Raw genomic sequence first — 22,952 nt, 5'->3', positions numbered from 1 at the left:
TGATCCCGGCGAATCCGTAACTTATCGCCACCGAAGGAGAGAACATGTCGCTTCAGGGAAAAACCGCCGTCATTACCGGGTCGAATTCCGGGATCGGTCTCGGGGTCGCGCGCGAACTGGCGCGGGCCGGCGCCGATGTCGTCATCAACTCCTTCACCGATCGCGATGAGGACCATCAGCTCGCCGCCGATATCGCGAAGGAATTCGGCGTCACCGCACGCTACATCAAGGCCGATCTGTCGAAAGGCGCCGAGGCGCGCGCGCTGATCGAGCAGGCGGGCAAATGCGATATCCTCGTGAACAATGCGGGCATCCAGCACGTCTCGCCGATCGAGGACTTCCCGGTCGAGAAATGGGATGCGATCATCGCGATCATGCTGACCTCGGCTTTCCACACCACCGCCGTCGCGCTTCCGATGATGCGCAAGGCGGGCTGGGGCCGGGTGGTCAACATCGCCTCCGCGCATGGTCTGACCGCGTCGCCCTATAAATCGGCCTATGTCTCGGCCAAGCACGGCGTTGTGGGCCTGACCAAGGTCACCGCGCTCGAGACCGCGAAGGAAGACATCACCGTCAACGCGATCTGCCCGGGCTATGTGAAGACCCCGCTGGTCGAGGCGCAGATCCCCGACACGGCGAAGGAATACAACATGACCGAAGAAGAGGTGATCGAGAAGGTCATCCTCGCGCGTCAGCCCTCGAAGGAATTCGCGACGGTGGAGCAGATCGGCGGCACCGCCGTGTTCCTGTGCTCGGATGCGGCGGCGCAGATCACCGGGACGACGATCTCGGTCGATGGCGGCTGGACCGCGCTGTAATCGGAAAATTCTCTGGCGGAGCGGGTACGCTCCGCCGGATCAATAGGGGCGCGACGAGAGCGCGCGCTCATGCGCCTGACGATGGGCGATCACGGCCTCCAGGCGGTTCTTCACCCCGTATTTCTGCATGATATTCGTCATATAGAACTTCACCGTCTTCTCGCTGATCGCGAGGCGCGTGGCGATTTCGCGGTTGGTCTTGCCGCGCTCCAGCTCCCGCAGCACCTGCATTTCGCGATGGGTGAGGTTCTCGCTCTCGGATTTCTCCTGCCCAGAGAGCGCGGCTTGCAGCAGCGCCGCCGCGAAGCTGGGCGATACGAAGGTGCCGCCATGCAAGATCGCGTCGATCGCGGCCTGCAGCTCCGAGACACCCACGCCCTTGAGAATATAGCCCTTCGCGCCCGCGCTCATCGCTTCGATCGCGGTTGCAGGCTCGTCGCAGGCGGTCAGCAGGATGCATTGCATGGACGGGTCGTGGTCGATGATCTTGCGCAGCGCGTTCAGCCCGCCGCCGGGCATGCTGAGATCGAGGATCATAAAGTCCGGCCTGCGCGTTCGGGCAAGCTCGATCGCGTCGATGGCGGAACTGCCCTGATCAATCACGTCGATCCCGAGCGCGTCTTGCAGAACGGCACACAGCCCCTGCCGGAAAATTGGATGGTCATCGATAATACAGGCCGTCGTCGGCACGAAATCAGACATGGAAATACCCCTTAAACGATCCCGCGACCGCGTTCCCCAACGCGCGACAGTCATGCCGTCCGGAATGCCGCGAAATCCGTCTTCCCCCGGACCATTAGAATGAAGGTGTCCTGAAGAAACACAATAAAGAAAGACGCTTACAGAATAGTCCGATCTGACTATCGCTATAGACCGATAGGATTACGTTCGCGTCACCTTTAGGGGGCGTCTGGAGCGAGTGGGATGCGGCAAACCACCTCCGCGCCTTGCGGCTCGAGACGCCGGAATTCGAGCGTTCCGCCAAGCGATTGCGCCCGGAATTGCATCCCCGGCAGACCAAGCCCACCCTCGCGGTATTCGCGCTCTTGCTCGATGGTGTGGCCGGGGGCCGGGCCACTGTCGGAGATGCGCAGGACGAATGAGCCATCTTCTTGATAGGTTTCAATTTTCTGGCTTGAGCCGGGCGCGTGACGCGCGGCGTTTGCGAGGGCTTCCTGCACGATCCGCCCCAAGGTGCGCCGCGTCGTCTCGGTCAGCTCCGGCGCGTTCGGCGCAAGCGCGAGTGTGACCTGCGCTCCGCTGCGTCGGCCATGGTCCGTGGCGAGCGTTTCGATCAGCGCGGCAAGCGTCGGCGCGGCGTCGAATTGCGGCGCGACCAATCCGCCCGAGATGGCACGGATTTCCTCCATCGTCTTGCGCGCGACTTTCTTGATTTCCGAGACAATTCCGGCTGCTTTCGGCTCATCGGTCGCACCGGGGGAACGAATCATATGCTCCAGCCGGTCGATCTCCAGCACCAGATAGGACAGTAGCTGGCACGCCCCGTCATGCAGGTCCGCCCCGATGCGCCGTTTTGCGCGCTCGTCGATATTGGCGGCGTTCTGGGCGGCCTCCGCGATCGAGCGGTGCAATTGCGAATTGCCCAGCAGCAGACGCTCGCGCTCGGCGAACTGACGGCGCAGCTCGACGGTCTGGCGCTCGATCGTCAGGCTGCCGCGCTGCACGATCAGGAACAGCATGGTGAAGACGATGATCGCGAGCGGGCCGACGAAGAGCCAGGTCGTCTTGGCGGAGGTCAGCAGCGCACCCCGGACCACGTCGGCATTCTGGTAGAACTCTCCCACCGCCAGAATAGCGCCGGTCTCGATATCGCGCAGCGGGGCGTAGATCTCATAGAGCTGCACGCCCAGCGCGCGTTCGGCATCATGGGCGGCGTCTTCCAGATCGGGAAAGCGCCCGAAGACCTTCCCCTTGAGCGCCTCGAAAATCTCGTCGTCGGGCAGGACGTGCCCATGCCCGGTCTCGGGTGCGAAGACCAGCTTGCCTTCGCGGCTCCAGATCTTGATGGCGAGGAAATTGCCCTGTTTACGAAACCCCTCCGCGAGCGCATCCAGGGCTGCGAAATCCTCGGGGAGCAGGGCCTCCGATCGGCCCAGCGCCTGCACATGCGGCTGCAAGAGGTTTTGCATGTAGAAGGCGGCGGTGTCGGCAGAGGCATCGAGCAGCCGCGTCGTCGCACGGTTGTTGATCCAGTACGCGAGGGAGGCGAGCAGGAGGCTCAGCACTAGCCCAAGCCCCACGAGAAACTGCAGCGACAGCGAAAACCCCAGAAACCAGCGCAACGGGTTTCGCACCGTCTGCACCGGGTCCGGGGCCCCCAAACCCCCGACCTTGGTCGCATCGCTCTTAGACCTTTGTCCCATAGTCTCTTGCGTCCTTTGGCGAGGAGCGTTCCCGACCATAGGGGAGAATCTCGTTCGACCTAAGACAATTTTCGCCCCCTCGATTTGCTGGCCTGATGGAAGGCAGGAAAAAGCGCCGTGCTTGTGGGGGGTGACGGCGCGAGGCGAGGCACAGGGGTAAGTGCCGTCTCGTACAGCCTCCTAATGAGCCAAGCACCGGCGATGGGTGTGACACGGGACCGCAATGCGGCCCGATTTGGTCTTAGGGGGCTGACATGACGATCAAACTGGCTGGAGCCGATCTCGACTATCTGCTGCAACAAGCAAATATCCTGAACGATTATTCCCGACTGACGAGCGCGCTCGACCCGAACGGGGTGCGCGAAGTGTCGGGCTATAACAACAACCTCGCGGGCGGCTATACCGTCGGCGCGGATGGCACCATCGTCTGGACCGGCGGCAATGTGCATCCCGATTGGGGGCAGGCCGATACCGAGTTCCTGCGCATGTTCACCACCAATCACCCGACCGAGCCTGAATACGGCACCTCTTACGCCACCGTGCAGAAGATGTGGGTGACGCTGGTGCTGCCCGACAGCGAGGGCCGTCTTCCCGACGATCCCGATTATGTCGCGACCTCCAAGCAGGTGCTGGTCGACAACCCGATGTCGATGTCGCCCTCGATGTTCGTGGCGGATGGGGCAGGGAACATGCCCGGCGATCCCGATTACACGCCCACCGTCGATGCAATGTCGATGATGGTGGCGATGTCGGATGCGCAGGCCGAATACCAGTTCGGCTCGGACGGCTCGACGCTCGACATTCTCAACAGTTCGGTCGTGGTGGATTCCACCCCGCGCCTGATCTCGCAGCTGATCACCAGCTCGAATGTCGACATGACCGATCCGAACTACAACCCGGCCGCCGTGGCCGCGATGAACAATCTGGGCGGCTCGGCGGTGGACGTGTCGAACTCCGTCGTGGGCGACATCACCACCGCCTTCATGCCGAACCCCGGCATCCTCGGCGGCGTGACCTATAACGAGTGGTTCGTGGCCTTCGGTCAGTTCTTCGATCACGGTCTGGACTTCATCCAGAAGACCGGCGGCGTGGTGATGATCCCGCTGAGCCCGAACGATCCGCTTTACATTGATCCGATGTATGCGCCGAACCCCGATTACGTGGATGCGGCGACCACGCCGAACGTTCCGGAGATGATCGCGACGAACCCGGCCTATATCCCGGGCGTCTCGAACATGATGATGTTGAGCCGCGCGAAACTGTCGAACCCGGATACGGATTTCGACGAGAACGGCAACCTGCTGCCGGGTGTCACGCCGCTCTACAACAACAATACCGGCCTGATGATCGACCAGAGTCAGACCTACGGCTCGCATGAGGCGGTCAACGTGCTGCTGCGCCAATACGATGCCAATGGCATCCTCACCGGCAAGCTGATCACCGGGGCCGAGGACGGGATCGTCCATCGCCCGGATGCGAATGGCAATCTGGTGGAACTCGACGTCTCGACGGGGGCGGCAGTCGCACCCGATGGGACGGAGGTCACGGGCAAGGAAGAGTTGGCGACCTGGGCCGACATGAAGGTCAACGCGGCTCGGATCGGGATCGAACTGGTCGACACGGATGTGCTCGATTGCCCGTGGATCAACGCAGATGCGATCGGGCGGATGAACTTCACGCCGCAGAGCGATTTCCTGTTCCGCTCGGATCAGAGCATCGCCGATCTCGAAGCGATCGCTTCCACGACCGGGATCGAGATCGGGGGCATGACCTACACCTCCTTCGCCGATGTGGCAGCTGCGGGCTACGACCCCTTCGTGCGCTGGACCCTGCAGGATGCGATGGAGGGCAAATGCGCCGCGGCCGATATCGGCGAGGTGCGCACCACCAATCAGGCGATCCTTCTGGATATCGCGCATGGCGCCGCGCCGGGCGCCGATTTCCAGGGCAATGAGCTCGACCCGGCGTCGGACCCGAATGCGGGCGCCTTCACCTACGATGACGCGCTTCTGGCCCGTCACAAGGTCTCGGGCGATGGCCGCGTGAACGAGAACATCACGCTGACCTCGGTGCACCACGTCTTCCACGAAGAGCACAACATCCAGGCGCAAAACGTCATGATGTCGGCGGTTCGCGATGCGATCGCAAGCGGCGATATCGACGGGCTGAACGGCACGGATGCGGCGAATGAAGGCTGGCTGGCGGTGGATATCGACCAGGTCACCTTCGACAGCTGGGCCGGGACCGATCTGACCGACGACGCGGCGGTGCAGGCCATCGTCGACAGCCTCACCTGGGATGGCGAGCGCGTCTATCAGGCCGCGCGCATCATCACCGAGAGCGAATACAACCACATCGCGGTCGACCAATACATGGGCACGCTCTACCCGGCGCTGCCGGAATTCGTGTCCTACTCGGCCGATATCAACCTCAATATCAGCCTCGAATTCGCGCAGGCCGTGTTCCGTCTGGGTCACTCGCAGCTGCGCGAGACCGTCCAGATCGCAGTGACCGACGAGGCGGGCGTCAATCCGGGCGAGCCGGGCTACGTGCCGACCTATGTCGAGAAGGGGTTGTTCGACGTCTTCCTCAACCCCGATCAATACGACGTCTATGGCGCGTCCGGTATCGCCGCGGGTCTGCTGACCCAGCAGGGCAACGAGATGGACGAATTCGTCACCGCCGCGCTGCAACAGTCGCTGGTGGGTGTGCCGCTCGATCTGCCCGCGCTGAATATCGCGCGCGGTCGCGATGTCGGCCTGCCGACGTTGAACGAGCTGCGCATGGAAGTCTTCGACGGGCTGACCCAGAACACCTCGAACAATACCAACGGCTCCGGCATCGCGCCCTATCACAGCTGGGAAGATTTCGGGGCGCATCTGCGCACGCCGGAATCGCTGGTGAACTTCATCGCCGCCTATGGGCGGGACGAGGACGGCACCTTCGGGCTGCAAGCCGCGCGCGACGCCTATCAGGCGGGCACGGGCGAGCTTTACGAAATCCGCGCTGCGGCGCAGGCGATCCTCGATGCCGCAGCCGATGCGTCCGATCCGCTGCATGACGAAGCGCTGATGTTCATGCGCGGTTCGGGAGAGCCGACCTATACGCCGGGTGTGGGCTGGTCGCTCTCGGGCGGGCAGGGCGATCAGGGGTTCTGGGATATCGACCTCTGGGTCGGCGGTCTGGCCGAACAGGCGATGTTCGACGGCCCGCTGGGCACCACCTTCAGCTTCATCATGCTGGACTTCACCCAGCGCCTGCAGGATGGCGACCGCTTCTACTACCTCTACCGGATGCCGGTCGGCCACCATCTGGGCGATCAGATCATCGGCGAGCAATTCGCCCATCTGATCATGCGCACCACCGGGCTGGAGCATATCCCGGACGCCTTCGCCACGCCCTCGGCAACCTATGTGCTCGACGGGACGACCTCGAATGGCGACTACCACGACAATGCGCGCGACGGTCTGCTGGGTGTCGATGACGCCTATGGCGACAACGACTACTTCAACGCGACGCTGGAGCGGCTGCCCGACGAGGTGCGCGACGTGGCCCTCGCAAATGGTGGCTTCGAGGCGCAGGATCTCGTCGCGGCGGGAGCCCCGACCAATGCGCGCGGCACCTATCTCAATGGGGCGATCGAGGGCTGGACCCTCAACGGCACAGGCGGCACCTGGGCGCCCACCGAAGCTGCGGTGCCCTTCCTGCCCGAAGGCACGCAGGTCGCACAGCTTGGCCGCAATGCATCGATGAAAGCCGACACCGGCACGGACCTCGTCGAGGGAAATGTCTACACTCTGACGCTCAAGGTTGGCGACAAGATCGGCTATGTCGCGACCGGCGGCACGGTCAAACTGGTGGCCTCGGATGGCACCGTGTTGGCCAGCGTCGTTTTCGCGCCGCCGCTCGATGACGACGACGTCACGACGGACGATGCCTGGGACATGGTAACCCTGAGCACCGGTGCTGTGCCTGCGGATCTCGCGGGCCTGGGCCTGAGCATCGTGGTCGAGACCGACGGCACCGGCCAGTACACGCTCTTCGACAACGTCCAACTGACCGAGAGCATCCCCGGCGGTCCGGCCAATGACGGCCATATCACCGTGATCGGCCTCTCGGGCGATGACTTCATCGTCGGGGCTCTGGGCGATGACGTGCTCTATGGCGACGAGGGTAACGACCGCATCGAAGGCGCGCAGGGCAACGACCACATCTATGGCGGCGACGGCGACGACTACATCACCGATTACGAGAATGACGACTTCATCCTCGGCGGGAACGGCAATGACACGATCTTTGCGGGCCCCGGCGTGCTCGACACCTCGCACGGCAACGCGGGCGATGACGAGGTCCATGGCGGCGACGGCATCGACGAGGTCTTCGGCGACGATGGCGATGACCGGCTCTATGGCGAGGGCGACACCGACCTGATGATGGGCGGTGACGGCAACGACTACATGGATGGCGGCGACAGCGTCGACGAGATGTTCGGCGGCAACGGCGCGGACTGGATGGTCGGCGGCGTGGGCGACGACAACATCAACGGCGGCTCGGGCAACGACCTGCTCGAAGGGGGCCTCGGCCCGACCGCGAACGATGGCGACCGTCTCAATGGCGACAGCCCCGCGCAGCTCAACCCGGTGATCGAGTTCAACGGCGACGGCACAGAGGGCGACATGGATATCGGCTCCTACGAGGACGCCTATATCAACGTGGTCGCGAACCTGCAGACTTCGAACAACGCAGGCACCGGCTCGGTCCTGATGGACCAATATGCCTTCCTCGAAGGCCTTGTCGGCTCGCAATACAATGACGATCTGACCGGCGCGGATGAGAACGGCATCGGCTCGAACGGGATGAACAACTATCTCGTAGGCGGCGGCGGGGACGACCGGCTGACCGGCTTGGGCGATGGCGGCGACGAGACCACGGGGCAGGCCGATTTCATCTTCGGCGACAGCGTGATCGTGGACTCGAACCTCTACTGGATCGGCGACAACCGTCACGATCAGAGCGTGACCGTGACCGGCTTCATCGAGGATTGGTACGGCACGGGCGACACCCGCGTTCAGTTCTCGGACGGCTCGCTGGGCCATATCCTCGGCGATACCGGGACGGAGGGAACAGACACCGCGCTCTATACCGGCAACCGCGACGACTACCGGATCGAGCTGATCTCGATGAACGGCCAGCAGGCGGTGAAGATCACCGATCTGCGCAACGGCACCGACAATCAGGGCAACCCGGTCGCGACCGATGGGGTGGATATCCTCGTCGGCGTCGAATGGGCCGAGTTCGCGAATGGCGAGACGATTTCGCTCAATCCCGATCCGATGTCGGACATCATGTGGAACGCGACCGGCAGCAGTGGCGGCGGCACCATCGCCCGGCTGAGCGCGGATGTGCCCTTCGGCGGTCAGGCGACCTACGAGCTGCTTTCCGGCTCGCCGGAGGTGCGGCTTGGCGGCTTCAATGACGATCAGGTGCGCATTCAGGGCGGGCTCGGCGACAACGAGGCACTCACCGCTACGATCCGCGCGACCGACGCGTCGGGTACGCAGGTCACCGAGACCTTCGATATCGTCACCGGCGATGCGACGGACGAGGTGATCAACCTGACCGGCGCGACGAATGACACCACGATCTACGGTCGCGAAGGCAATGACACGATTACCGGCGGGGATGGCAACGACACCATCGTCTGGAACGTGACCAATCTGCGTCGCAACCAGCCGGAACGGCCCGACGGGCGCGATTTCGTGGATGGCGGGGCCAATGGTGCGGCGGGCGATCGCTTCGTCGTCACCGGCAACAACACCCGCGAGAACTTCGTGATCTACACTGTCGCGGCTGCGATGGCGGCCAATATCACGGTGCAGAACGCGGCCGCCGAAATCGTCATCACCCGCGATGGCGAGGTGATCGCCGAGCTTGCCAATATCGAGGAGATCACGATCAACACGCTCGACGTGACCGCCGATAACGGCAATGGCGGGCTCGACGGCGGCAATACCGGCGGGCGGCGCGGCGACAATGTCGAAATCGTAGGCGACTTCACCGGCACCAGCCTGAACTACTCGACGATTACGGTGAACGGCGATGATGGCGACGATGTCGTGGACATCTCGCAACTCGAATCCGATCACCGCATCGTCTTCCACGGTGGCGGCGGCGATAACGTTCTGGTCGGCGGGACGCGGTCGCAGGACGTGCTTGTCGATGCACGCCACGGCGCGCGTCCGGACAATACGAACCCGGACGGCTCGGATAGCGGCAGCGGCAGCGATGACGGCTCCGACAGCGCGATGCCCGACGGGCTGGTGCTGGTCGGCGACGACACCGCCGAGACCTTCATCGGCATGGAAGGCAATGACGTCATCTTCGCAGGCGGCGGCGCGGACAATGCGCTCGGCAACGAAGGCGACGACATGATCTTCGGCGACGGGGGCGCGGATCGTCTCTTCGGCGGCGAAGGCGACGACGTGATCGAGGCTGGCAAGGGCCGCGACATGGTCTTTGCCGATGACGGCGACGACACGGTGATCGCGACCGAAGACGACGGGGCCGACAGCTACTGGGGCGGGGAGGGCTCGGATACGCTCGATTACGCCGCGATCCAGGCCTCGGTCGAGGTCGATCTTGGCCACGGCACGAACGGCCATGGTCAGGTGATGATCGGCGAGACCGCGGATCAGATCTACAGCTTCTCTAATGTCATCACCGGCAGCGGCGACGACACGATCATCGCCAACAGCGCGGTCAACGTGATGGATGGCGGCGGCGGCCACGACACCTTCGTGTTCAACTCCGCGGCCGATGCCGATGGCGACCGGATCAACGGTTTCGCACCGGGCGACAAGATCGACCTGAGCGGGATCGACGCCGATCAGGGCGCGGCCGGTTCGCAATCCTTCGTCCTGTTCGCCGCGGGCGATTTCAGCGCCGCGGGCGAGCTGCGCGTCTCCTACGAGATGCGCGACGACGGCGAGCACACGATTGTCGCGGGCAATGTCGACGACGATCTGGATGCCGATTTCGAGATCGACATCGCGGGCCGTCACATGCTCGACGCCTCTGATTTCAACGGGGTGAACTAAGGGGGTAGCGCCCGGCGGAGGGGTCCGCCGGGCGTGATTTTTCAAAGTCTCAAGATCTTGGTGGGAGGATCAAATGAGCAATGCACGTCGCCGTTTCCAAGCCAGCGAAGAGCTCGTTTCCGAGCGTCTCGGCCGCTATCGCGGGCTGATCGTCTTTCTTCTCGGCCTGTCCTTCGTGATCAGCCTTCTGGCGCTGACAGGCTCGTTCTACATGCTGCAGATCTACGACCGGGCGCTGACCAGCGGCTCTGTGCCAACGCTGCTGGCACTGTCAGTTCTGGCCATCGCGCTCTACCTCTTTCAGGGCCTGTTCGATGTGCTGCGCAACCAGATCCTCGTGCGCGTCGGCGCGCGGATCGACAACCGCCTCGCGCCGCTCACGCATCGCGTCGCGATCGAGATGCCGCGTTTCGGCTATTCCACCTCCGAGGCGCTGGAGCGGGGCCGCGACGTCGATACGATCCGCAGCTTCATCTCGGGGGCCGGGGCCATCGCGCTTCTGGATCTGCCGTGGATGCCGCTGTTTCTCGGCTTCGTCTATCTGCTGCACCCGCTGCTGGGGCTGATGACCATCGGTGGAGCCTGCGTGCTGATCACGCTGACCGTCATCACCGAGATGATGTCGCGCCGTTCGGGTCGCGAGCTACAGAAAGCCTCCATCGCCCGCGCGATGATCGCCGACACCAACACCCGCAATGCCGACGTGCTGCACGCGATGGGCTTCGGGCGCCGCGCGGTCGAGCGGTTCGACACCGCCAATGCCGAGCATCTGCGCCTACATGCGCGCACCAGCGACATCACCGGCACGCTCAGCGGGCTGTCGAAGGTCACCCGGATGATGCTGCAATCGGCATTGCTGGGCCTTGGCGCTTACCTGACCATCGTGGGCGAGCTGTCGCCCGGTGCAATCATCGCCTGTTCGGTGGCCGCGTCGCGTGCGCTCGCCCCGGTGGAAATGGCGATCGGCAACTGGAAGGGGTTCGTGGCGGCGCGTCGCAGCCATGCGCGGCTGCGCGACACGCTCGCGACCCTCGAGGATGATGACACGATGGTCGCCTTGCCCGCGCCGACTGAGAGCTTCACCGTCGAGGGAATGACGGTCGTCGCGCCGGGCTCCGGTGCGGTGCTGCTGGGCGATGTCAGCTTCGATCTGAAATCGGGCGATGCGCTCGGTCTGATCGGGCCGTCGGGCTCGGGCAAGACCACGCTCGCCAAGGGGATCGTCGGCATCTGGCCACTGCTGCGGGGCCATGTCCGTTTCGACGGGGCCGCGCTCGATCAATGGCGGGTGGACCTTCTGGGCGATCATATCGGCTACTTGCCGCAGGAGGTTTCGCTGATGGAGGGCACGGTCGCCGAGAATATCGCGCGCTTTGCCCCCGATGCGACGGATGCGGATGTCGTGGCGGCGGCGAAGGCTGCAGGCGCGCATCAGACGATCATCCATCTGCCCGACGGCTACCAAACGCAGCTTGGCCCCTTCGGCACGTCGCTTTCGGCAGGCCAGCGTCAGCGCGTCGGTCTGGCGCGCGCGCTCTATGGCGCGCCGTTCCTCGTGGTGCTCGACGAGCCGAACTCGAACCTCGACGCCGATGGCGAAGCGGCGCTCAGCGCGGCTATCGCTTCGGTCCGGGCGCGCGGCGGCATCGTCGTGGTGATCGCGCATCGCCCCAAGGCGCTGGAATCCGTCAATCTCGTGGGCTTCGTCCAGGGTGGCAAGCTGGTGGCCTTCGGCCCGAAAGACGAGATCGTCAATCGATCCGTCGGGCTCAAACCGCTGCCCAAGGGCAAACGCACCGCTCCGGCGGCGGAGCTCGGGGACAGCATCGAACAGGCGGTGGGCTGAGCCATGGAACAGGACAAGCTCAAGCTCGGTATCCCGGATGACGAAGCGGCCCTTGCGCCGATACAGAAATACCGTGCGCCGGAGCGGCGCTCGGTCTGGCCCGGCCGCGTGGCGGTGGGGCTGGTAGCTCTTGCCTGGGCGGCGCTCGCGCGCAAGCTCTTCGGCACGGATGCGGCGCAGGCGGAAGGTGTTCAGGACGGCCCGGCCCACCCCCCGGCAGATCCCGACGCCCCCGCCGGCCCGCAGACGCCGAACGCGCATCACATCCCCGAAATGGGGTCGAGCGCGGCACTGGCGCAGGAGGAGGAGCAGCCCGACCCGTTGCCCGAGAACGTGATCCTGTTCCCGGGCGCAAATCCGGCCCCTTTCGCGCTCTCTCCGCAACGCTGGCACGCCAAGCACAAGGCGACGGTGGATGCGCAGGACGATACGCTGTTCTTCCCCGAGTCGATCGAGGTGAAGGAATTCGATTTTCCAAAAGTTCCGGTCTTCTCCTCGACCCGTGCCGCGGCGCGCAAGGCGCGCGAGAGCGGGGACCGCGCGCCTGATGAGCCGCGTCCGCCCGGGCCGACGCCCGAAGCCCCGCGCAACCGCGCGCCGGAGACGAATGGCCCGGTGCGCCTCTCACCCGGTCGACGCGACGAGAGCTTTTTCATCGTCGCGGCGGTGCTGCTAAGCGGGGCAAGCGATCCCGACGGCGACCCGCTCTCGATCCTGTCGATGCAGGCCCAAGGGGGCGAGGTGATCGCCCATGGCGAGGGCGAATGGCTCATCAAACCCGATCAGGGGTTCGAGGGCGAGTTGGTCATCACCTACGACCTCAGCGATGGCGAGCTGGCAATCGGCCAGACCGCGACGGCGCTGATCCTGCCGCCCGACTATCACGACGTGATCGGCACCGCCGAAGACAATCTGCTGCTCGGCATGCCCGACCGCGACGCGATCCGGGGCGAGGGGGGCGACGATATCCTCTATGGCCGCGAAGGCGACGACATGCTCGACGGCGGCGATGGCTGCGACGTGCTGATCGGCGGCGCGGGCGCGGATGTCATCTATGGCGGCGCGGGCAATGACACGGTCTTTGCAGGTGCGGGCGACGATATCGTCTTCGGCGAGGCGGGCGCGGATGCGCTGCATGGCGAAGACGGCAACGACTATCTCGACGGCGGCATGGGCGCGGACAGTCTCGATGGCGGCGCGGGCAACGATACGCTGATGGGCGGCGAAGGCTGCGATCTGCTAGATGGCGGCGCAGGCGAAGACCTCGTCTCCGGTGGCGCGGGCGAGGACCGCATCGTCGTCGCGGAGATCTCGCAGGCTTCGGGCGACAGCTACGATGGCGGAGAAGGCTCCGACACGCTCGATCTCAACCGCATCGCGGAGTCGGTCACCGTCGACCTGTCTACCGGGACGATGACGAGCGCTGCGGGCGAGGCATCTCTCGTCAGCATCGAGAACGTCACCTCCGGCGCAGGCGCCGATCAGCTGGTTGCAGGCGATGCCTGCAACCTCTTCTCTGGTGGCGCGGGAGAGGACGTCTTCGTCTTCACCTCGCTCGCATCTATCCAGAACGCGGGCCAAGGCCATGACCGCATTACCGATTTCGAACCCGGCGACCGGATCGACCTCTCGCAGATCGACCCTATGGGGGAAGGCTATGGCGAAATGCGCCTGTTCTTTGCAGGAGCGACCGGCGAGGTTCCCGAGGCGCGCGGCGGCGTCTTCGTGGCCTACGAGATCGAAGACGGAGACGACGCGCATGAATTCACCGTCGTGAAAGCGAAGCTGAGCGCGCAGCACGAGGATGGCAGCATCGAGGATTACGATTTCGAGATCGAACTCGACGGCCATCACACGCTCGAAGAAACCAATTTCCTGTTTGATTGCGACGTGCCCGCCTGACGGGCTGCGCGCGATTTTTTGGTGGGGGGAACCGAAAATGACCAAGACTCACAACGATCCGGCCCTGTTCTCGATCCGTGCGCGCATCCTGTTCGCGACGGCGTTTCTGGGCGCGCTGATCCTCGTCTTCGGCGGATGGGCGGCGCAGGCGAAACTCTCCGGCGCGGTGATCGCGCAGGGGCAGGTTGCGGTGAAATCGCAACTGAAGGTCGTGCAGCACCCGGATGGCGGCGTGATCCGCGATATCCGCGTGGAGAACGGCGATCTGGTGCAGGCGGGCGACGTGGTGGTGCTGCTGGACGATACGCAGCTGCGCTCGGAACTGGGGATCGTCGAGACCCAGATCCGCGAATTCACCGGCCGCCGCGCGCGGTTGATCGCGGTGCGCGACAGCGCGGCCGAGATCGTGTTCCCGGACGGATTTGAGACCGCCGAGGAGACGACCGCGATTGCCGATGGCGAACGTCAGCTTCTGGCGCATGACCGCGCGATGCAGGATTTGCGTCGCGACCAGCTTCTGTCTCAGGTCGACCAGTTCGACGAGGAGATCCGCGCGCTCGACGCGCAGCGCCAGTCGAACGAGATCGAACGCCGTCTGCGCGGCGAGGATCACGAGAGGCTGCAAAAGCTGCTGAAGAAGGGCCTGACCGAGAAAGGCGCGATCACCGAGGTCGAGCGCGACATGGCGCGGCTCGACGGGGTCTCGGGCGAGATCGAGGCCAATATCGCGCGCGTGAAGGGCCAGATCAGCGAGTCGAACCTGCGCATCCTCGAGCTCGACCATCAGGCCCGGACCGCCGCGCAAAAGGAACTGCGCGACATCGACGCCCAACTGGCCGAACTGCATGAGCGCGCCGTGGCCGCCCGCGATCGGCTTTCGCGCACCGAGATCCGCGCGCCGATCGCGGGCGTGGTGAACGAGCTGGGCGTGCACACGGTGAACGGTGTGATCGCACCTGGCGAGCGGGTGATGGCGATCGTGCCCGATGGCGAGCTGATCGTGGAGGCGCGTCTGCGCACCACCGATATCGATCAGGTCATGCCGGGCCAATCGGTGCGGCTGCGCTTCACTGCCTTCAACCAACGCACGACGCCGGAAGTGGCGGGAGAGGTGCGCGTGGTCGCGGCTTCGGCCACGAAGGACGAAAACGGCGGGAGCTATTATCTCTGTGCCGTCGCGCTGACCGAAGCGCCGGTGCTGCCCGACGGGCGGGGCCTGCGCCCGGGGATGCCGGTTGAGGTGTTCTTCCAGACCGGAGAGCGCACCGCGATCTCCTATCTGCTCAAGCCGGTGGCCGATCAGGTGCAGCGTACGATGCGCGAGGACTGAAGGTCAGACGGGGCGGGCACGTGTCCGCCCCGCGTTTCAAATCAGTTCAATTGCCCGGTTTCGCCGCGCCTTTCGGCACCAGATGGGTGATCCCCGCCGCCGCCGCACGCGCCAGTGCGGGATCGAGCGACATCGGAATATACTCGCCCGAGCGCCACAGTTCCGACAGGTCGTCGTAGTGGCGGCTCAGCGGATGGCCCGATTGCCCGGTCGAGATGATGAAGACCGAACTGTCGGGATCCGCGAAATCGAGCACTTCGCGATAGCCCGCCGCATGGACGTTGGCGAAGCGGTCGGATCCGTCGCCGCCCTTGGTGCGCCCGCGCATCAGGGTGAAGTCGCCGCCCGAGGTCGACTGGCGGATATTCACGAACCATTTCAGCCCCGGCACCTTGCCCAGCACCTGATTGTCCTGCTCGGCGATATGCGCATCGCCCCAGCGCCAGCTTTCTATATTCGGCCCATATTTCTTCGACAGATCCAACAGCGCCGCGTCGAGCGATTGCCGCGCGATATCGCTGCAGGTTTCTTTCGGGGCCGATTGGATGATGTCGCACCAATGGCTCGCGCCTTGGGTGTCGCGGAAGACGCGCTCGATGAAGAGAGGCTCCAGATGGTCGAATTTCTTCGCCAGCGGGCCCAGTTCGTCGCGGATCAGCCGGTTTTGCAATTCGCGCATCCAGGCGGCGTAGATCAGCGGCTCGGGAAGGTGCTCTGACATCTCGCCATCCCAGCTCGCCAACATCTCCAGCGCGCGCTGGCGCATCCGCTCGGGCGTGCCGGCGGGGGCGGGATCGCCGGTATACCACAGGTTCGCGCCCACCAGCGGCAGCAGACCGCGCGCGGCGGGCGACACGGTGTCGAGCTGCGCCGAGATGAAGCTGTCGCGCGAATGCACCTCACGCTCGCCCATCAGTTTCGACAGCCGCTGAATACGCTGCGTGTCGCCCCAGTGGAACGAGACGTTATAGGGGAAGGGTCGGTCCACCGTCTTGTTATTGGTGTTCACGACGATGCCGCTTTTCGGCTCGACGAATTGCGGATTGTCCTTGAAGGGCAGGAACCCTTTCCAGCGGTTCTCGGGCTTCCAGCCCGCGTTCGGCATCCGGCCCTGCGTGTCATTCGCCCGGTCGCGCAGCGGGATTTTCCCGGCAGTGACCAAAGCCACCCCGTCCTTGTCGGCCAGTGTGATATTCTGCGCGGGTGCCACGATCTTCTTCGCCGCATCCATTGCCTGCGGGATCGAATGCGCCCGCATCAGGTCCATCGCGCCGGTCATCGTCGTGTCCTTCGGATCGAAGGCGGTCCAGCTAAGCGACATCACAGAATGCGGCGGCGTTACGGTCGCCAGATCGAAATGGCTGCCGGGCAGCACCGGGCCGTTATCGGTCCAGCGTAGGGTCAGCGTGACCGGCTTGGCGTCCTTCACCTCGACGATCACGCGCTTGGTCTTGAAACGCTTCCAGCCGTCGGGCGTGCGGTATTTCGTCGGATCGTCGGGGTCGATCTCTTCGATATGCAGGTCCTGATCGTCGACATAGGCCGTGGTCAGCCCCCAGCCCAGATCCTTGTTGCGGCCCGAGAGCACCAGCGGCATCCCCGGGATCGTGCCGCCGATCACGCCGCCCGATTGCAGTTGCAGCCGCGCCAGATACCAGATCGAGGGCGCCGTCAGACCCAGATGCGGATCGTTGGCCAGAAGCGCGCCCCCCGCGGCCGAGCGGTCAGGCCCCGCAGCCCATGCGTTTGACGCACCGGCAGAGCCACGTGCGGGGAAGGGAGAGAACGCCCCCGGCGCCCCGTTCTCCGCCGTCTGAATGCCCTTTTGCATGGTCGGGAACAGGCTCGCGTAATCGGGCAGGGCAGCGGTCGCCTGTTGCGGATCATCGGGCATGATGTCGCGCACGAGGTCTTTGCCGACGAGCGACACACGGGCACGCAGCACCTCGTCTTGCAGCTGGTTCGACAGCTGCACCGCCATCAGCTTCATGATCGCAAGCGAATCCGCGGGCGTCCAATAGGAGATCTTGCTGTCGAAGAGGAAGAATTCCGGCGCGCCGCGCCCCATTGCGCCCTCGTTGACGATCTCGATCCACTGGTTGACGCCACGCGCATAGGCCTCAAGCGCGGCCTTGGTGTAATCGTCCTGCGAGGACACCGAGTCGACCGCCGCCTGATACAGGCCCATCCGGCGCATCAGCTCGTCGGTTTTCAGCGTCTCCTGACCGAACACTTCCGACAGCCGCCCCTGCACCCTGCGGCGCATCAGCGTCATCTGCCACAGCCGGTCCTGTGCATGGGCGAGCCCCAGTGCGAAGAACGCATCCGGGTCGTCCTTGCCGAAGATATGCGGCACGTCCTCGGTCGAGCGTACGATCTCCACCGGGGCGGTAAGCCCGGTGACCTTATAGGTCGCGTCGTAATCGGGAAGCGAGCGTGAGGCGAAGAAATAGATCAGCCCCCCGACGACCACCACACCCACGATCGCGGCCATGATCAGCCGAACGCCCCATCGAAATGCCTTATACATCGAGCCCTCTGCGCGCCTCACCCGAAATCCCGCCTCCCGGCGCATGAGTTGACGCGCCCGGTTGGCGCGTTAGTAGTTGAGCCCGACGCTACAATCAACGCGCTCGCGCTACACGGGGCGCGGTTTCATATTCACGCAAGGGAGAGGTCGATGGCGAAAGTTGCATTTCTGGGGCTTGGGGTGATGGGCTATCCGATGGCGGGGCATCTCGCATCGGCGGGCCATGAGGTCACGGTCTATAACCGCACGGCCGCCAAGGCCGAGAAATGGGTCTCCGAACATGGCGGGTCGGCCGAAGCGACCCCGCGCGAAGCCGCGAAAGGCGCGGATTTCGTGATGTCCTGTGTCGGCAATGACGACGATCTGCGCGAGGTCTGCCTCGGTAAGGACGGCGCGTTCAAGGGCATGAAAACCGGCGCGGTCTTCGTCGATCACACGACGGTTTCGGCCGCTGTGACCCGCGAATTGGCGGGCGAAGCGGCGGGCCACGGCGTGGCCTTCATCGACGCCCCGATCTCGGGCGGGCAGGCCGGCGCCGAGAACGGTCAGCTGTCGGTCATGTGCGGCGGCGACGCGGGGGCCTATGACAAGGCCGAGCCGGTGATCGACGCCTATGCCAAGATCTGCCGCCGACTGGGCGAAAGCGGCGCGGGGCAGGTGACCAAGATGTGCAACCAGATCGCGATTGCGGGTCTGGTGCAGGGCCTCGCCGAGAGCCTGAACTTCGCCGAGAAGGCCGACCTGGATATCGCCGCCGTGGTCGAGGTGATCTCGCAAGGTGCCGCCGGCTCGTGGCAGATGGCCAACCGCTACGAGACCATGGCGAAGGACGAGTTCGACTTCGGCTTCGCGGTGGACTGGATGCGCAAGGATCTGGGGATTTGCCTGAAAACCGGCGACGAGATCGGGGCCTCGCTGCCCGTCACGGCGCTGGTCGATCAGTTCTACAAGGACGTGCAGGCGATGGGCGGCAATCGCTGGGACACATCCTCGCTGATCGCGCGTCTGCGCAAACTCGGCTGAGCGGGCAGGGCGGCGGACCACTGAGGTCCGCTGCCCGCCCTTGCCGCTTCGGCGCTTGGCCCCTAAACCAGCGCCATGCGCATCCTCGAGAACATCATCAGCGACCGCGGCTCGAAATACGCGGTCTCGGGCGGCCCTTGCGCCTCCGAGGAGGAGGCCAAGGCCTTCGTCAAGGAGCTGTGCCGGAAGAAGAAATACGCAAAGGCCACGCATAACACCTGGGCGCTTCTGACGGCGGAGGCTCCGGTGAAGAACGACGATGGCGAGGCGGGAGCGGGCATGGTGATCCTGCGGATGCTCGAGCGCGAAGAGCTCTACGACCACATCATCGTCGTCACCCGCTGGTTCGGCGGCAAGCATCTGGGCGGCGACCGCTTCCGCCATGTGCAGGAAGCGGTTCGCATTTATCTCGAAGACCTTCGGGCGGGCTGAAGCGCGCCGCTATCGCAGCGCCAGAACCGGGATATCCGACGCGGTCGTACCGGAGATCTGGCCCACCGGCTTGGCCCCGCCGCTCTGGCTCAACGCCTTCGCAAGCTCGGATGCCAGCGGCCCCGCCGTCGATCCGTCGCTCGGCACCAGCCCGTCATCGCGGGTGATCGCGCCCATCCAGAGCCGCGCGCCCGACGCATCGGTATAGCGCGTCTGCCACAGCCGAAGCCGCGGCAGCTTGTCGGTCGCGTTACCGTCCGGCAGGCGGGTGAAGCCAAGCCCGCTCGGCTCGTTCTTCCAGAACAGCGGCGCAAGCGCGGCGCCGGGGCGCATCGTATCGCGCACAGCCCCGAAGGCCGCGCCCGCGAGCGTCTTGAGGGTCACCGCATCGGCGCGTTGCCAGCCGATCGCGCTCAGCGCCGTCGTGATCTGATCGGGGTTCGTCGCCCAGAGCCCGATCGAGAGCGGGAACTGTTGATCTGCGTCGAGAGTCTGCGCCATCAGCGGCGCGTCTCGCAGCGCCTGCGGCTCGGCCCCTTCGGAGATCACGATCAACGGCTGCGCCACGGGGGGCGGGTTCAGCGCCTTGGAATAATCGCGCACGCGAACCATCGTGAAGCCCAGCAGCGCCAGTGTCACGACGCCGATCACGCCCATCTGCCAGCGCGGCCGAGCGCGCGGCGCCCCAGCCCATCGCGGATAGAGCCACTCGGCCACCGCGATGCCGACCAGCAGGCACATCGCGCCGAGAAGCCAGCCACCGAGAACGTCACTCAGGTAATGCTCGACGAGATAGAGGCGGCTCAACCCGATCAGACCGGCGACCAAGGCCGCCAGAAAGCTCGCGCTCAGCGCCCCGAGCCGCGTCAGCCGCCAGAGGAGGAAGACGAGCATCCCGTAAAAGGCGACCGAGAGCGTCGCGTGACCGGAGGGGAAACTGCCCGAGGTCTCGTGGAAATAGCCAAGGATCGAGCGCGGCCGCCCAAAGCTTGCCTTCAGGATGATCACCGAGATCAGGTCCAGCCCGAGCGAGACCACGAGCCCCGCAGCCAGATCGAACCGACGCAGCCACGCGAGCCAGACGAGCGCCAGCACGAGCAGCGCGGCCACGAGCTGGGTATCGCCGAGCGCGGTGATCCAGGTGAATATCTGGATGAGGCCCGGCGTCCAGAACAGCCGCATCAGCGCCGCCAGACGCGCGTCGATCTGCACGATTGGGTCGCTTTGCAGGAAGTCGAGCGACAGCCCGACCAGCACCGAGGCGAGGTAGAGGAAGGCGAGTGCCAGAAGGCTCAGCGGGAGGCCGGAGAACTTGCTGCGGTCAAGCCTGCGCGCGATCCATGCCGCCGTTTTCGGATGGCGCCCGCCCCAGCTGTCGACGCGGGGGTGGCGGGCCACCTCGTCCATCAACCCGCCCGCCATCGCGAGGAGATAGGGCACCGCCCGGTCGAGACGCCTCAGGATCCAGAAAATCAGCGCGGCGATCACCACGAGACCCAACAGGAACAATGTATTGCGCGTCATCATCGGGCCGAGCTTGGTGAACCCCGCGCCAAGCGCATAGCCGAAGCCGACATGAAAAATCGCGTAAGGAAAGCCGCTCAGCAGGTTCCAGATCCGGAAGCGTCGCGTCTCCATCCCGGCGAGGGCGGCAGCGAAGGGCACGAAGCCCGCCACGGGGCCGAGAAACCGCCCCATGACGATCGCAAAGCCGCCATGGCGCGCAAATAGCTTCTCCGCGCGGCGATAGGCGGCCATGCCTTCGACATTCCAGCGGCCGAGCATGCCGCGCCGCGCGTGGCGACCAAGCCAGAACGTGGCCTCGCCGCCGAGGACCGAGCCGATGGCCACGAACCACAGAAGGTCGAGCGGGTCGAGCATCCCCTGCTGCACCATCACCCCGCCGGCATCGACAAGCAGGGTGCCGGGCAGGAAAATCCCGGTCGGCAGGAAGGCTTCCAGCCCCGCTGCCGCCCCGATCACCCAGTAGCCGAAGATCCCCAGGGCGGCGAGATTCGGGAGCACTTGGTGGATGGCGTCGAGCATTTCAGTCCTTCGTCAGCAGATTGCGCGCGCCGCCCGAGATCAGCAGCGTGATTTCGGTGAGCGCGAGATAGGGGGAGGTGCCGGGCGGAAGCGCGACATAATGGGGCCGCCATTCGGGCCGGAATTTCTGTTTGAAACGCCTTAACCCCTCGAAGTTATAGAAACTTCCGCCATGACGATAGATCAGATTGCCAAGGCGGCTGGTCAGCCGCGCAGAGGCACGGTCGGGCAGGCCTGCCAGCGGCGCGAGGCCTAGGCTGAGCTCCGTCGCGCCGCGATCGCGCAACGCCTCAATCAGGCCGATAAACAGGAATTGCATGACGCCGTCGGCAGTCTCCGGGCGATACCGCATCAGGTCGATCGCGAAATGCCGCGCGCCGGACCCGCCCAGAAGGTTCGCGAAGCCGAGAATTTCGCCGTCGCGCCGGATCAGCGCAATCTCGCAATGGTTGAGGTAGCGCGGATCGAAACGGCCGATGGAGAAGCCTTTCTCGCGGCCTTTCTGGCCTGCCAGCCACGCATCGGACACGTCACGCAGCGTCGCGATCAGCTCAGGCGCATGTGGCGGGGAAGCGATCTCAAGCGTGAAACCGTCGCGCAGGGCACGGTTCTGCTCGGCCCGCATCGTCTTGAATTTCGATCCCGTGAGCGAGAATTTCTGAAGGTCGACCACGGCCTCCTCGCCGATCTTGTGCAGCGCGTAGCCCATCTCGATCCAGAGCGGCAGGTTCTTCGTCGAGACCTCGTAGAAGACGGGGGTGAGGCCTTCGCTCACCGCGCGTTCGTGAAACTCCCACGCCAATTGCCGCGCGGTCTCGGACGGGCCGACGGGATCGCCGAGCACGACCCGCATCCCGCCGCGCTGCGCATACATCAGGAAGGCCGAGCGGTCGGGCGAGAACATCACGCATTTGTCGCCCGTCAGCGCGAACCAGCCCTGCGGCACGTCTTGGGCGGTGAGGATTTCAGCGACCGCGACGTCCTGTTCCGGATCGACGGAAAAGGTGAAGCGGCGCATCGGGCGCAGCGTCAGCCACAGAAGGAAGCCAAGGAGCAGCGCGCTGATCAGAAGTCCGGCCCTGAGCGCCCGTGGTGTGGGTGAACTCGCGGTAAAATCGAGCCAGAGCGCGTTGGAATAGGGATGCGCCGCATAGGCGAGGAAGAAAAACACCGCCGCAGAGGCCACCATCCCCAGAATCACAGCGAACCACAGCGGCCCGTAGCCGCCCTCGGTCAGCGCGACCCGACGGTGAAAGGCCCCGCGAAACGGCAGCAACACCACCGCGGCGAGCGTCAGGACGACCGCGTTGTCGATGTCGAGATTGGCCGCCAATACCGAGACCACACCCAGCATCAGACCACCGAGCGCCAGCCAATAGGCCAGCCGCACCCGGCGCACCAAACCATGCGACAGCACGATCAGCAGGACACCGGCCAGCGCACAGAGCTGCGTGCCGCCCTCTGCCAGCATCGCGGTGATCAGCCCCGGCTCTCCTCCCTGACGACCCAGTACCGGCATCAGCGCGACGATCACCATCCAGAAG

Annotated in this window: 12 protein-coding genes; 7 read left to right on the top strand and 5 right to left on the bottom strand. The window is 64.9% G+C overall.

Features of this window, described 5'->3' with window-relative positions:
• The first annotated feature begins 44 nt into the window (after window positions 1-44).
• Complete coding sequence (locus B3D39_RS00400) at window positions 45-818, top strand: 3-hydroxybutyrate dehydrogenase (protein ID WP_078520656.1); 774 nt, start codon at window positions 45-47, stop codon at window positions 816-818.
• Window positions 819-857: 39 nt separating this feature from the next.
• Here B3D39_RS00400 and B3D39_RS00395 read toward each other — a convergent pair whose 3' ends face one another.
• Window positions 858-1,520: a response regulator transcription factor gene (locus B3D39_RS00395; protein ID WP_274962152.1), complete on the bottom strand. Its 663-nt coding sequence runs from the start codon at window positions 1,518-1,520 to the stop codon at window positions 858-860.
• A 197-nt stretch (window positions 1,521-1,717) separates the two neighbouring features.
• Window positions 1,718-3,202, bottom strand: a complete 1,485-nt coding sequence (locus B3D39_RS00390; protein WP_274962151.1) for a sensor histidine kinase — start codon at window positions 3,200-3,202, stop codon at window positions 1,718-1,720.
• 254 nt (window positions 3,203-3,456) lie between these two features.
• Between B3D39_RS00390 and B3D39_RS00385 the strand changes: the two genes are divergently transcribed.
• The 4 genes from B3D39_RS00385 to B3D39_RS00370 all read left to right on the top strand — a co-directional run bounded on the left by B3D39_RS00385 (window position 3,457) and on the right by B3D39_RS00370 (window position 15,377).
• Window positions 3,457-10,299 carry a peroxidase family protein gene (locus B3D39_RS00385; protein ID WP_286789267.1) on the top strand — a complete coding sequence of 2,281 codons (6,843 nt, stop codon included), beginning with the start codon at window positions 3,457-3,459 and terminating at the stop codon, window positions 10,297-10,299.
• A 73-nt stretch (window positions 10,300-10,372) separates the two neighbouring features.
• On the top strand, window positions 10,373-12,145 hold the full coding sequence (locus B3D39_RS00380) for a type I secretion system permease/ATPase (RefSeq protein WP_078572321.1): 1,773 nt from the start codon (window positions 10,373-10,375) through the stop codon (window positions 12,143-12,145).
• A gap of 3 nt (window positions 12,146-12,148) precedes the next feature.
• A complete protein-coding gene (locus B3D39_RS00375) occupies window positions 12,149-14,047 on the top strand; it encodes a cadherin-like domain-containing protein (protein WP_286789266.1) in 1,899 nt (632 codons plus the stop codon).
• A 37-nt stretch (window positions 14,048-14,084) separates the two neighbouring features.
• Entirely contained in the window at window positions 14,085-15,377 is a 1,293-nt protein-coding gene (locus tag B3D39_RS00370) for an HlyD family type I secretion periplasmic adaptor subunit (RefSeq protein ID WP_274962148.1), read from the top strand.
• A gap of 46 nt (window positions 15,378-15,423) precedes the next feature.
• Here B3D39_RS00370 and B3D39_RS00365 read toward each other — a convergent pair whose 3' ends face one another.
• Window positions 15,424-17,907 carry a penicillin acylase family protein gene (locus B3D39_RS00365; RefSeq protein ID WP_274962147.1) on the bottom strand — a complete coding sequence of 828 codons (2,484 nt, stop codon included), beginning with the start codon at window positions 17,905-17,907 and terminating at the stop codon, window positions 15,424-15,426.
• 129 nt (window positions 17,908-18,036) lie between these two features.
• Here B3D39_RS00365 and B3D39_RS00360 point away from each other — a divergent pair, with 129 nt between their 5' ends.
• Both B3D39_RS00360 and B3D39_RS00355 read left to right on the top strand, forming a co-directional pair.
• Entirely contained in the window at window positions 18,037-18,930 is an 894-nt protein-coding gene (locus B3D39_RS00360; protein WP_274962158.1) for an NAD(P)-dependent oxidoreductase, read from the top strand.
• A 75-nt stretch (window positions 18,931-19,005) separates the two neighbouring features.
• Window positions 19,006-19,362: a YigZ family protein gene (locus B3D39_RS00355; protein ID WP_078550384.1), complete on the top strand. Its 357-nt coding sequence runs from the start codon at window positions 19,006-19,008 to the stop codon at window positions 19,360-19,362.
• A gap of 9 nt (window positions 19,363-19,371) precedes the next feature.
• Here the strand turns inward: B3D39_RS00355 and B3D39_RS00350 are convergent, their stop codons facing one another.
• Both B3D39_RS00350 and B3D39_RS00345 read right to left on the bottom strand, forming a co-directional pair.
• Window positions 19,372-21,408, bottom strand: a complete 2,037-nt coding sequence (locus tag B3D39_RS00350; RefSeq protein WP_274962146.1) for a bifunctional DedA family/phosphatase PAP2 family protein — start codon at window positions 21,406-21,408, stop codon at window positions 19,372-19,374.
• Between the two features lies 1 nt (window position 21,409).
• Window positions 21,410-22,952 (bottom strand): phosphatidylglycerol lysyltransferase domain-containing protein (locus B3D39_RS00345; protein WP_286789265.1); only part of this gene is annotated, 1,543 nt, incomplete at its 5' end.

This window comes from Thioclava sp. UBA3469, from assembly GCF_002378135.1.
Classification (GTDB): domain Bacteria; phylum Pseudomonadota; class Alphaproteobacteria; order Rhodobacterales; family Rhodobacteraceae; genus Thioclava; species Thioclava sediminum.
Note: the sequence above shows the minus strand (reverse complement) of the source record. Positions and strands in the feature narration are given on the sequence as shown.